We start from the raw sequence: 13105 nt of genomic DNA on the forward strand, positions 1-13105 counted from the left end.
TTTAATCTATTAAAAAAGGTGAGAAAGTATGCCAATAAATATAGGAAAATATAAAAGATAATTATTTCTTGAAATGATAATAGGATTTCAACTATAATGTTTGATAGCAGAGTGAATCACCAGAAGCGGAGGTGCGTATGTCTTTACAGTTTATTATAGGTAGAGCCGGAGCAGGGAAATCTACCCTTTTATATAAAAAGTTGATTGAAACATCTATAAAATATAGTGATAAAAATATTGTGGCAGTAGTTCCGGAGCAATATTCTATGGAAACTCAGAAGCAGATTCTTACAATGATGAATCAGGAATTTAGCAGGGGAGGTAGTTTTAATATAGAAGTTACCAGTTTTACCAGGCTTGCCTATTCTGTTCTGGAAGAACAGGGAATTATAGATTATAAAGTAATGGATGAGTTAGGTAAAACTCTGATTGTGCGGAAAGTTCTGGAAGATTGTAAGAAGGATTTGGTAATTTATAAAGGAAAGGTTTCTAAGCCCGGATTTTCTGAGAAAATAAAGTCGGTAATTTCAGAATTAAAGCAGTATGGAATTACAGATGAAATTTTAGATGACATGATTTGCATTTCACAGAAAAGACCGGCACTCAGACATAAACTGAAAGATATTCAGGTAATCAGCCGTGCGTTTGATAACTATATAAAAGATAAGATGATTACGACAGAAGATGTGTTAAGTCTTTTTTGTAAATATATATCAAAGTCAGAATTGATTCAAAATACATATTTTTATTTTGACAGTTTTACCGGATTCACACCTCTTCAATATAATGTTTTAGAGCTTTTAATGAAATATTCCAAAGGCGTTATGCTGGCAATAACTTTGCCGGAAGATGAAAAAACTTTTACCAATTATAATAAATATGAATTATTTTCATTGAGTAAAGAAACCATTACAAAGTTAAGTATTCTGGCAGAAAAAAACAATATTGGGGTCAAACCGATTCTTGTAGCAGGAGAAAATGAAAAACCATATCGAATCAGAGAGAATGAAACTCTTTGTTATATAGAAAGAAGCATTTTTAGAAATAAGTTATTAGAGAAGTACAGGCAATCTTGTGAGTCTGTAGAAATATATGGAGCTTCCAGTCCTCATAGTGAGATAGAGTTTGTGGGGGCAAAGATATCAGATTTAGTTGTGAATAAAGGATATCGATATAATGATATCGCTATTATTACCGGTAATATGGAGGGGTATCACAAGTATATTGAGGAGGAATTGAATAAATATAGCATTCCGGCATTTATAGACCATAAGAGGGATATATCCTCAAATCCGTTTGTGGATGGTATTATTGCTACATTAGATGTGATTCAGAAAGATTTTTCCTATGATACTGTAATGCATATGGTTAGACTTGGATTCATGGATATCGATAGGGATGATGCGGATATTTTTGAAAACTATATCAGGCGTTTTGGGAGAAGAGGATTTAAAAGTTATGGGAGGAAATGGGAAAAAAGTTATCAGGGATTTAACGCAGAGAAATTAGAAAAGGTAAATAAAGTAAGAAAAATTATATATGACAATATCTTACCGCTCAGGTCTGTATTCAAAGGAAAAAACAGCAGTATAAAAGATTTTACATTGGCGGTTTATCAATATGTGTTGAGCCAGAATATGCAGAACAAGATTGAGGAGTATGTAGAGTTTTTTGAACATGAAGGTGAGCTTAGTTTATCAAAAGAATACCAGCAGACATATTATGCAATTATTTCGCTATTTGAGAAGATTGTAGAACTTATGGGGAAGGAAAGAATGCCTCTCAAAGAATATAGTGAGATTTTAAAGGCGGGATTTCAATCTGTTAAAGTTGGAATTATTCCGCCGGGATTAGATACTGTAATGGTGGGTGACATTGAGCGTACAAGATTGAAAGACACAAAGCGAATTATATTCTTTGTTGGTGTAAACGATGGGATAATACCAAAGGCTTCGGCTTCAGGTGGTATTATAACAGATAATGACAGAGACTTTTTACAGTCGGATATGGGTGAGAATCATTTTACATTAGCGCCGACTGCAAGGGAAAATATTTTTAAGCAGAGAGTATATTTGTACTCTTTGTTTGCTAAACCTACAGAAAAAATATGTCTTTCTTTTAGCAAGTCCGATTCGTCGGGAAAAGTATTGAGAAAATCTTATATTATCGGAACGCTGGAAAAGATGTTTGAAGATTTAAAAATTATTTCGGTAGATGAAATTAAGAAGAGTATTGATGATATTACAACAAAAAATGCTGCTTTAGAATATTTGGCATCTCATATTACGGAGTATAGATTTCAAAAAGAAGATACCTTGTTTGAAATATTATTTTCTAAGCTTTCCAAAGAGGAACAGGGGAGAAAATATATAAAATTAATGCGTGAGGGAGCATTTTATAGGAGAAAGAGACCGTTTCTATCAGAGGAGGCTGCCAGAAAATTATATGACAATAAGGAAAATATTGGAATCACAAGATTGGAGAGATATGCAGCATGTGCCTATTCCCAGTTTTTAAAGAGCGGATTACGGTTGGGAGAAAGAAAACAGTTTGAGATTGCGGCTTATGATATAGGAAATCTGTTTCACGAAGTGATAAATAGATTTTTTGTGGATGTGCAAAAGCGGGATATTTTATGGGAAGAGTTAGAAAAGAGTACAAGTGATTCCATTGTAGAGGAATGCGTGGAAAAGGTAGTAGAAGAATATGAAAATGATGTATTTGAAGGAACTGCGAGAAATCTTTTTATTAAAAATCAAGTTCGTGAGACTGCATTAAAAACTGTAGAAGTATTAGTCAGGCATATAAAATCAGGAAGGTTTCAGCCGGCAGAGTATGAATTAAAAGTTTTACATGGACGTATTGACAGAGTAGATACTTATGAGCGTGGAGATGATATTTTTGTAAAGGTAATTGATTATAAATCCGGTAATACGGAATTTGATGTTACAGACACGTTTTTTGGCATGCAGATGCAGTTAATGGTTTACTTAAAAGATGCAATGAATTATGAAAAGTCAAAGAATCCACAAAAGAATGTTATTCCGGGAGCCGGGCTCTATTTTCATATTCATGACCCATATATTAAAAGACCGGACTTTATAAAAGCAAAAAAAGATTTTATAAAATCCAATCCGTATGAAACATTGTCGGATGAAGAAATTATGCTGAGAACGATAGAAAATGAAAAATATAAGTGTTATCGGATGACCGGGCTTGTCAACTCGGATTTTCAGGTGATTGAATCGATAGATAGTGAACTGGGAGACAAGACAGGGGCATCTAAGATAATTAAGGTGAATACAACAAAGAATGGAATTGGCAAACAGAGTACAGTAATTGACAGCAAAAATTATATGAAGTTTATTGATTATGTATATGATAAGGCTGAAGAGATGAGGCAGGAGATAATAAGCGGAAATATAGAAATTAATCCTACAGAAAAGGCATGTTCCTATTGTCCATATGGTGGTGTTTGCGGTTTTGACAGGAAGCTGGGTGACAGGTATAGAGAAATAGAAAAAATTGATTTGGAATATGTGATATCCCAATTAAATAAGTCAGATGAGGTAGATTAGCATGAAATGGACAGAGAAACAGTTGGATGTTATCAATACGAGAGGGAGAAATATATTAGTCTCAGCAGCGGCGGGTTCGGGAAAGACAGCAGTTCTTGTGGAGAGAATTATTCAATTAATTACGGATGACAATGCAGATGTTAATATAGATGAATTGTTAGTTGTGACATTTACAAGAGCGGCGGCATCAGAGATGAAAGAGAGAATCAGAGAAGCATTGGAAACACTGGCCGAAAGAGAGCCAGAAAATGAAAATATTATGAAACAATTAGCTCTCATTCACAATGCAAATATTTCTACTATTGACAGCTTTTGTGCCACAGTTGTAAGAGAAAATTTTGATAAGATTGATTTAGACCCTAATTTTAGAATTGCAGATGAGACGGAAATTGAGATGTTAAAAATGGATGTGTTGGACCAGATGCTAGAGGAATATTATCTCAATGCAGATGAGTCTTTTATGAATCTGGCAAGACAATATTCTACAGGACGACTGTCTGACAATATAGGGGAAGTGATTTGTCAATTGTATGAACATGCAAACGGACATAGCAATCCTGAAAAATGGATTCAAAAGTGTGCGGATATTTATCATATCTCTGATGTGGATACATTTGAACAATCTGAATTTATGCAGCAGCTGCTTATTATTGGTAAAAGAGAAATTTCAGGTATTTTGGACAATTTGAATATGGCTCTTGAAATATCGGAGGAGAGTGATGGGCCAGGTTGTGGGGATGCCTTAAAGAGATTAATAGAAGATATTGAAACAGTAAAAGATTCTTCTGATTATAATAAAATGAGACTTGCTTTTCGAGGCATTAAAAGTGTAACACTGCGGGGGTTAAAGGTTGTGATGAAGTAAAGAAAAAACAGGTCCAGGATATTAAGAAAAAGTCAATGGAAAAACTGGCTAAAATGGAGAGTGTATTATTTAGTCAAACGATGGAAGATATGGTGAAGGATATTCAAAACAGTAGGGAAAGTGTGGATATGCTTGTCATGATGACTCTCGACTTTATGAAGCGCTTTGCGAGAGAAAAGGCGGATAAAGGGATTATGGATTTTAATGACCAGGCTCATTTTGCACTGAATATTTTAGTGGAGGAAGATAGCGAGGGAAATATTTTTCCGTCTGAAGTTGCAAAAGAAATGTCACATAAGTTTAAAGAAATAATGATTGACGAGTATCAGGATAGTAATTATGTGCAGGAGGATATTCTTACAAGTGTATCGAGAGGACAGGGAGTCCATAATATTTTTATGGTTGGTGATGTGAAACAGAGTATCTATCGTTTCAGGCAGGCAGAACCTAAATTGTTTTTGGATAAATATAGAACTTATTCCTCAGATTTGAAATCGGATAATTGTAAAATTGTTCTGGACAAAAATTTTAGAAGCAGGCGTGAAATAATAGATAGTGTAAATTATATTTTTGACTACATTATGAATGAAAAAGTAGGAGGGATAGATTATAAGAGAGGAAATGGACTCGAGTATGGTGCAGATTTTGGTGAAGTTCCCCATGGACAAGATAATTCTACGGAAGTTATTTTAGTAGAAGGAGATGAGAGAAAAGCTGAAGCAGATTTTGTAGCAAAAAAAATACTGGAAATCACGGACCCGAAGAATGGTTTGAGAATTACTGAAAAGGGACAGGGGGAGAGAATTGTAAAATATAGTGATATTACGATTCTTCTCAGAAGTGTGAAAGGTGTCAGTGAAATCTATATGGAGCAGTTAGAGGAGAATGGAATCCCTTCTTTTTCGGATTCAAGAACCGGTTATTATCAGACAAAGGAAGTGAGAACCGTTATGAGCGCTTTGTCCATTATAGATAATCCAAGGCAGGATATTCCCTTAGCTGTTGTTTTGGTAAGTCCGATGTTTTCTTTTACCGAGGAGGAGCTGGCTGTTATAAGGACAGAAAATATTTGTGAAAATTTGTATGAAAACCTTGTTTTGTATCAGGAAAATGGTGAGGATAAAAGGTTGTCTAAGAAGGTTGGTGACTTTTTAACTGTGCTGAACCGTTTTAGAGACAGCGTGACATATACCAGTGTGTATGACTTAATCAACCAGCTGTTAGAGGAGACAGGATATGATTATTATATCACAGCAATGCCAAATGGAAGGAGAAGACATTTAAATATTGAGGCCTTAAAAGAAAAAGCTGTAGCCTATGATAATATCAGTTATAAAGGTTTATTTCATTTTGTCAGATACATAGAAAAGCTGCAATATTTAGATAGTGATGACGGTGAGGCATCTGTAAATAATGAAAATGATAATATTGTAAGAATAATGTCTATACATAAGAGCAAGGGACTTCAATTCCCGGTTGTTTTTCTCTGTGATACCAATGGAGGGGCAAAAAATGATACAGACAAAATTGTTGTCGATGGAGATGGAAATATAGGAGTGGATTTTATTGACGGGACATTGAAAGTAAAAACACCAACCATCATAAAGACACTCATTAAAAAAGAAAACAAAAAAGAGGATATGGCGGAGAGACTCCGTATTCTTTACGTTGCATTAACACGGGCAAAAGAAAAACTGTATATTACAGGATTTAGTAAAGATATCAATAAAACGGCTGTAGAGTTTTATAACAGTATTTATGATAAAGGTACGGAAATGTCTTATATGGATATTGTTGACGCTCCCAATATGATGACATGGATTGGGAAAACAGTAGGGAAAAACAAGGCATTTACTAATGTAGCAGAACGATTCATAGGTACACATGATTGTTCGAATACAATGTATGATAGAAATTCAAATATTGTTGTCGATGTGGTCACAAGAGAAGATATAGCTTATGAGGAAATGAGGGAAGGTATTTCTGAAGAAATACAAAAAGAGACAATAGATATGCTGATTGATTCAAAAAAGAGTGAGAATCAAGAGAATATGATTGAAAAAAGATTTTCTTTTCAGTATCCATATTTGGAAGATATCACACTACATTCCAAGGCGAGTGTGACAGAGATTAAGAAGCAAAGCATGGAGTATGAGGAGGAAATAGACGGTCATTGTCAATTTGAGGTTCCAAGAGAGGAAATAGAAATGATACCTGATTTTGCAAAGAATCAGCAGGACACTGACAAAAAGTTATTTGGTGCAGAGCGTGGTACAGCATATCACAGGGTATTTGAGTTGTTGGATTTTGATTTGGAGGAATATAATGAGGAAACCGTGTCTGCAATGATAAATACTTATGTTGAAAAAGGACTCATGACTAAGGAACAGGCGGATTCTATTTCTTACAGAGATATTATTCAGTTTACAAAATCAAATTTGTTTTATAGAATGAAAAAAGCAAAGAAGGCTGGTAAACTTTACCGGGAGAGAAAATTTCTTTTAGGGGTAAAAGCCGGTGAAATAAATCAGAAATCAAACTCCGAGGAGACAATGATTGTTCAGGGGATTATTGATGTTTGTTTTGAAGAAGACGGTGAGTTTGTCATCGCCGATTATAAGACGGACAAGGTTGGAAGGATGAAAGAGTTAGTGGACAGATACCATGTGCAGTTGGAGTGTTATAAATTGGCAATTGAGAGGATTTCAAAGATTCATGTGAAAGAGATGATTATTTATTCTGTGACTTTGAGTGATGAATTAGAAATAAATGATAAAGGAGAGGTATCATGATTTTTCCAAAATATATAAAACCGGGAGATACTATAGGTGTAACAGCTACATCTAGTGGTATTACCAATGAACTGAAACAAAAAAGAATTGCAAATGCAACAGAAGAATTGAAACTTAAAGGTTACAATATAAAACTGACAGATAATCTTTTTACAGCTGACCATAGGGGATGCAGTTCTGAGGGAAAGATAAGAGGAGAGCAGTTTAATTCATTAATAAATGATAGTGCTGTTTCCTGTATTTTTTCTGCAGCAGGCGGGGATTATTTAATGGAAATGTTGGATTATGTAGATTTTGAAAAAATAAAAAGGAATCCTAAATGGTTTCAGGGATTCTCGGATAATACAGGATTGGTATATCCGATTGTTACAACATGTGATGTGGCAGCAGTATATGGATGCCATATCAGTGATTTTGGAATGAAGCCATGGCAAAGTTCAGTGGAAAATGCTTTGGGTATTTTAGAGGGCAGCGTAAAGACACAGAACTCTTTTGCTTATTATGAATCGCAAAGACATGAATATATGACAGGGTATGAGGGGTATTATAATGATGAAAAAGTAAAATGGGTCAACGCAAGAGGAGAGAATAAAATACAAATCAGTGGAAGGCTGCTCGGCGGCTGTCTCGATGTTATTGTTTTTTTGCTTGGCACGCAGTATGATGGCACAGAGCAATTTATAGAAAAGTATGCAAGGGATGGAATTATTTGGACATTAGAAAGTTTTAATATGGAGGATGTCGTATTAATTACACATCTTTGGCAGATGAAACAGAGAGGATATTTCAAAAATGCAAAGGGATTTGTATTTGGAAGACCATTCATGTATAATACATGGATAGAACAGCCATATCAAGAGGCGGTTATGTCAATATTAGGTGACTTGGATGTTCCTGTTATTTTTGATGCGGATATTGGTCATAAGGGACCACAGTTTTCGTTAATACAAGGGGCAATGGCTAAGATTACCAGTGTTGGTGGAAAAGGAGTTTTAGAATATGCTTGAATTAAGAGATGTTAAATTTAGTGTAACAGATGACAGCGGTAAACTTAAAGATATTATAAATGGTGTTAATCTCACAATAGATGAGAGTAAATTTGTAGCAATTACAGGACCAAATGGCAGTGGAAAATCAACACTTGCAAAATTGATTGTCGGTATTTTTCAGCCGACATCAGGTCAGATTTTATATAATGGAACAGATATAACAAATATGTCTATTTCTGACAGGGCAAAATTGGGAATTAGTTTTGCATTTCAGCAGCCGGTAAGATTTAAAGGAATTAAGGTGATTGATTTGCTGAGAATGGCGTCGGGAAAACAGTTAACTATCAGTGAAGCGTGTAATTTTTTATCAGAGGTCGGACTTTGTGCCAGAGATTATATTAACAGGGAAGTGGATGGAAGTCTTTCCGGTGGAGAGTTAAAGAGAATAGAAATTGCAACAATTATTGCCAGAGGGACAGCGCTTTCCGTGTTTGATGAGCCCGAGGCAGGGATTGATTTGTGGAGTTTTAATAGCTTGATTAAGGTATTTGAAAAAATGCAGCACAAAAATAAAAATTCTATCTTAATTATCTCTCATCAGGAGAGGATTCTTGATATTGCAGATGAAATTATATTACTGGCAGACGGATTGATAAAGGCACAGGGCAGAAAAGAAGAAATTATGCCTATGGTCTTAGGGAAGAATCATGGTGTCTGTGAAAAATTACAGGCGTAAGGAGGAAAGACATGGACAAAATACAGATGGATTTATTTGAACAGCTTACAGGTCTTCATGAAATTCCTGCAGGTGCTTATAATATTAGGGCAAATAGTCAGAAAGACAGTAGAAATACGACGGAAAATATTGATATTATAACAAAAGAAGATAAAGATGGAATTGATATATATGTGAAACCGGGAACAAAGAATGAGAGTGTTCATATTCCGGTTGTTATTAGTAAGACAGGTCTGGAAGAGTGTGTTTACAATGATTTTCATATTGGAGAGGGAGCAGATGTGCTTATTGTAGCAGGCTGTGGAATCCATAATGGAGGAGATAAGTTATCTAGGCATGACGGGATACACACATTTTACATTGGAAAGAATGCTAAGGTAAAATATGTGGAAAAGCATTACGGAAAAGGTGATGGAAATGGGGAAAATGTAATGAATCCGACAACAATTGTGAATATAGAAGAGGGCGGATTTATGGAGATGGAGACTGTTCAGATTAAGGGAATTGACTCTACAGATAGAGTTACGAAGGGAAAATTAGAGAAAGATGCAAAAATAGTTATCACAGAACGTTTGATGACACATGGAAATCAAAAAGCAACGACAAGGTTTGAGGTTGATATGGATGGAGATGGTTCCAGTGCAAATGTTATTTCGCGTTCGGTTGCGAAAGATAATTCAAAACAGATATTTTATTCTGTTATTAATGGAAATGCAAAATGTAATGGTCACTCGGAATGTGATGCAATTATTATGGATAACGCAAAAATTAGTGCGATTCCGGAAATTACAGCTAATGATTTGGAAGCATCTCTGATTCACGAGGCGGCAATTGGAAAAATTGCAGGGGAGCAGTTGATTAAGCTGCAAACATTAGGATTGACAGAGGAAGAGGCAGAAGAACAGATTGTAAATGGATTTTTGAGATAGAAGGTATACGATGGATATTATCCGCATATTTACTTATAAAGAGTAAGATTGAGTATATATATGAACGAAAAGCAGGACAATCAATTAAATATGGCTTTGGATTTGACACCGGAGCAATTAAATAAATCCCAAGAGTTATCCGTAGGTTTTGATGAAGCTACAAACTCTTGGGATTTGATTGTTAAATATCAGGGCAATTTAGACAGGGTGAGACAATTAGGGGGAACGGTTTATGAGCTGTCTAATGGATATGCCATTCTAAATGTACCGGAGCCGCTGGTAGATACGGTCTCTAATCTGGAAGAAATTATTTTTGTGGAGAAACCTAAAAGTCTCGAATTTTCTGTTCTAAATGGGAAACGAGTTTCCTGTGTGAATCAGGTTCAGGTACAGAACTCATTGATTGGTGGTGCAAATGGGTTGTTTGGCGATGGAGTGATTATAGGAATTGCGGACAGTGGTATTGATTATACAAATAGAGTGTTTTTAAATGCTGATGGGACTACCAGAATTTTGAAATTATGGGACCAGGTTACCAATACAGTTTTTAGTGAAGAGCAGATTAATGAGGCATTATCCGGCACAAATCCCTATGATATTGTTAATTCAAGAGATGTCTCCGGACATGGCACACATGTAGCGGGAATCGCGGCGGGAAACTATGCTGAAAATAGAAATGAGAATTTAGGTATTGCTACGAAAAGTAAGTTGATTATTGTAAAAATGGCAGAGCCTGCTTCAGATTCTTTTCCCAAAACTACACAGCTGATGGAAGCAGTGGATTTTATAGTAAAACAGGCGAATGAGTATGGGATGCCTTTTGTTATGAATATTAGTTTTGGAAATACTTATGGGGCTCACGATGGAACTTCTTTGATTTCTACTTATTTTGATTCCATTGTAGATGGTAATAGAACGGCCATGGTGATAGGTTCCGGTAATGAAGGTGATAGTGCAGGACATGTAGGTGGTTTTGTGGCAGAGAACAGAGATATTGAATTGCAGGTATCAGATTATCAGGGAGCTTTTGGTATTCAATTATGGAAAAATTTTGTAGATGTTTGGGGAATTAGGATAACTGCACCATCCGGTGTATCAACACCGATAATTAATAAAGATGGTTTGATTTTCAGTTATAGTTTGGATAATACGGATGTTAAAATTCTTTATGGAACTCCAAAACCTTACAGTAAATATCAGGAGATTTATATCAGTTTGATACCGAATAACCGATATGTTGTAAAAGGGATATGGACGATAACTATAATCCCTGAAAAAACGGTAAGTGGCAGATATGATTTATGGCTTCCGACAAGCAGTTCGATTAATATAAATACAAGATTTCTGACCCCTAATCCTTTTATTACATTAACTGTACCGTCTGCAACGAGAAAGGCAATAACCGTAGGGGCATATAATAGCAATAATGATACAATTGCTACATTTTCAGGCAGAGGGTTTACGAGAGAGGATAATCAGATTAAACCGGATATTGTGGCGCCGGGGGTTGATATTTTATCTGCTTCCAATACAGGTGGAACAACAATTAGAAGTGGAACGTCTATGGCAACACCGTTTGTTACAGGAAGTGTTGCTCTTATGATGGAATGGGGAATTGTTCGCGGAAATGACCCATTTTTGTACGGAGAAAAGGTTAAGGCATATTTAATCCGCGGAGCACGGCACTTAGCCGGAATCGACAGATATCCAAGTGAGCTTGCAGGATGGGGAGCATTGTGTCTGAGAGATAGTTTTCCAGAGGGATAGTTGATTTCAGTATTATACAAAAGGCAGAGACCTGAAAATGGTTCTGCCTTTTGTAAAAATGTATTTTATAGTTGAATCGGTAGTTTTATATATATCATTTATTTGTCAATACTTGTAATTGACATTGTTTATATTTTTATATGTAGTTTTTTAATTAATTTTTTATTTATTTTGGCATTTATTGTCATGTTGTTGTCCCTTTTAAATCTCTTGAGTGCATTTTTGACTTTTTTATCATATTTTCCATCAACTTTCCCGCATTTATATCCAAGTTTGTTTAGTTTTTTTTGCACTTTTTTTACTGTTGATTTTTTATAGTATTTGGAAACTTTTTTTGGCTTAGATGTTGAAGATGCTTTATAGCTGGATGTCCTATAGGGGCAGATTCCATTGTTGTGTAGATGTGCAGGATGACCATTACAATGATAATGATAGCTTCCTAATCCGCTGGCATTTTTGTAATCATGATGACCACCCTGTGAATCTGTTCTGCCTGAATGTGCCGAAACAAAGGATGCTTGACAAAGCATTAAAGACGCTATTATCATAACAATAAATAATTTTTTTACTAAGTTTGTTATTTTCATTTTCTCTCCTCCTAAAAATAAGATACTTTTAGTATAATATGTATATTAAAAAATGTCAAAAAAGACAGTATAAATAGTAATTATTTATAAAAACAACAAGAGTAAGTTTTTTAAGAAGTGAGATGAAAGTAAAAAATATGGCATATGCTTTATGAGTATTCACATTACCACAAAATATCAATATATTATTATATAAGAGATATTGGGGAATGAGTGATTATGGAAAATAATGTGAAAACGTTAGTTAACAATTGTAACTTTGCGAGTATAAAACCTGCCATGATGGAATTACCTTATCCACCGATTCAGGTAAATGAAAGAAATCAGAATTATGCTAATTTGTTGAGTATAGATTATTGTGGCTCAGTATCTGAAATGTCTGCAATTACGCAATATATCAACAATGAAAATCGACTCTCGTGTGAAAAATGTCCTATAGCAAAGACAATTTTGGGAATTGCAATGGCAGAAATGATTCATTTGCAGAAGTTGGGAGAGTTGATTTATTTACTGGGAGGAAAGATTGATTTTGTAGCGAAATATTCAAATGGAAAACAGAATATTTGGACTCCCGAATATTTGAAAATTCCGGAAAATATGAAAAAGATGATATGGGCTGATATAGAATCAGAAAGGGCAGCAATTAATCAATATAAAATGCATATAAGAATGATAAAAGACAAATATGTGAATGCTGTTTTAGAGAGAATTATTAAGGATGAAGAATATCATATTATGCTTTTACAGGCTTTAATGCCAAGAAATTAAGAGAAAGTATTGATGAATTATGAACAAAGTGGCTCCAAATCCAGTTCACATTGAGGTCACTTTGTTCTATAGATAATAACGGAGGATAAGTCAA

The 13105-nt window shown here is 34.9% G+C and carries 8 protein-coding genes and 1 pseudogene; 8 read left to right on the forward strand and 1 reads right to left on the reverse strand.

The features are described 5' to 3' along the window. Window positions 1-137 precede the first annotated feature (137 nt). The 7 genes and pseudogenes from Q5O86_RS03740 (at window position 138) to Q5O86_RS03770 (ending at window position 11656) form a co-directional block, all read left to right on the forward strand. Window positions 138-3578 (forward strand): PD-(D/E)XK nuclease family protein, encoded by a 3441-nt coding sequence (locus tag Q5O86_RS03740; RefSeq protein WP_302625810.1) that lies wholly within the window; start codon window positions 138-140, stop codon window positions 3576-3578. Between the two features lies 1 nt (window position 3579). Beyond that, complete coding sequence (locus Q5O86_RS03745; protein WP_302625811.1) at window positions 3580-4443, forward strand: UvrD-helicase domain-containing protein; 864 nt, start codon at window positions 3580-3582, stop codon at window positions 4441-4443. 11 nt (window positions 4444-4454) lie between these two features. After that, a pseudogene (addA, locus tag Q5O86_RS03750) lies at window positions 4455-7235 on the forward strand (helicase-exonuclease AddAB subunit AddA); the annotation flags it as partial. After that, window positions 7232-8242, forward strand: a complete 1011-nt coding sequence (locus tag Q5O86_RS03755) for a S66 peptidase family protein (protein ID WP_302625812.1) — start codon at window positions 7232-7234, stop codon at window positions 8240-8242. The pseudogene addA and the gene Q5O86_RS03755, both read left to right, overlap by 4 nt. Beyond that, window positions 8235-8960, forward strand: a complete 726-nt coding sequence (locus Q5O86_RS03760) for an ABC transporter ATP-binding protein (RefSeq protein WP_302625813.1) — start codon at window positions 8235-8237, stop codon at window positions 8958-8960. Before Q5O86_RS03755 ends, Q5O86_RS03760 begins: the two co-directional genes overlap by 8 nt. An 11-nt stretch (window positions 8961-8971) precedes the next feature. Next, on the forward strand, window positions 8972-9889 hold the full coding sequence (locus Q5O86_RS03765) for a SufD family Fe-S cluster assembly protein (protein WP_302625814.1): 918 nt from the start codon (window positions 8972-8974) through the stop codon (window positions 9887-9889). A gap of 60 nt (window positions 9890-9949) precedes the next feature. Continuing rightward, window positions 9950-11656 (forward strand): S8 family peptidase, encoded by a 1707-nt coding sequence (locus Q5O86_RS03770; RefSeq protein ID WP_302625815.1) that lies wholly within the window; start codon window positions 9950-9952, stop codon window positions 11654-11656. A 128-nt stretch (window positions 11657-11784) separates the two neighbouring features. Here the strand turns inward: Q5O86_RS03770 and Q5O86_RS03775 are convergent, their stop codons facing one another. After that, the gene (locus Q5O86_RS03775; RefSeq protein ID WP_302625816.1) at window positions 11785-12243 is read right to left on the reverse strand and encodes a peptidoglycan-binding protein; all 459 of its coding nucleotides are present in this window, start codon (window positions 12241-12243) and stop codon (window positions 11785-11787) included. Between the two features lie 219 nt (window positions 12244-12462). On the opposite strand from Q5O86_RS03775, the gene Q5O86_RS03780 reads away from it, so the two are divergent. Next, the gene (locus Q5O86_RS03780; RefSeq protein ID WP_302625817.1) at window positions 12463-13011 is read left to right on the forward strand and encodes a ferritin family protein; all 549 of its coding nucleotides are present in this window, start codon (window positions 12463-12465) and stop codon (window positions 13009-13011) included. Window positions 13012-13105: the final 94 nt, after the last annotated feature.

The sequence above is a fragment of the uncultured Eubacterium sp. genome, from assembly GCF_937958975.1.
In the GTDB taxonomy this organism is placed as follows: Bacteria; Bacillota; Clostridia; order Lachnospirales; family Lachnospiraceae; genus Eubacterium_G.

What these genes read in the sequence shown, in the direction of transcription:
- Q5O86_RS03740 (WP_302625810.1), top strand. Translation starts at nt 138, where the DNA reads ATGTCTTTACAGTTTATTATAGGTAGAGCCGGAGCAGGGAAATCTACC.
- Q5O86_RS03745 (WP_302625811.1), top strand. Translation starts at nt 3,580, where the DNA reads ATGAAATGGACAGAGAAACAGTTGGATGTTATCAATACGAGAGGGAGA.
- Q5O86_RS03755 (WP_302625812.1), top strand. Translation starts at nt 7,232, where the DNA reads ATGATTTTTCCAAAATATATAAAACCGGGAGATACTATAGGTGTAACA.
- Q5O86_RS03760 (WP_302625813.1), top strand. Translation starts at nt 8,235, where the DNA reads ATGCTTGAATTAAGAGATGTTAAATTTAGTGTAACAGATGACAGCGGT.
- Q5O86_RS03765 (WP_302625814.1), top strand. Translation starts at nt 8,972, where the DNA reads ATGGACAAAATACAGATGGATTTATTTGAACAGCTTACAGGTCTTCAT.
- Q5O86_RS03770 (WP_302625815.1), top strand. Translation starts at nt 9,950, where the DNA reads ATGAACGAAAAGCAGGACAATCAATTAAATATGGCTTTGGATTTGACA.
- Q5O86_RS03775 (WP_302625816.1), bottom strand. Translation starts at nt 12,243, where the DNA reads ATGAAAATAACAAACTTAGTAAAAAAATTATTTATTGTTATGATAATA.
- Q5O86_RS03780 (WP_302625817.1), top strand. Translation starts at nt 12,463, where the DNA reads ATGGAAAATAATGTGAAAACGTTAGTTAACAATTGTAACTTTGCGAGT.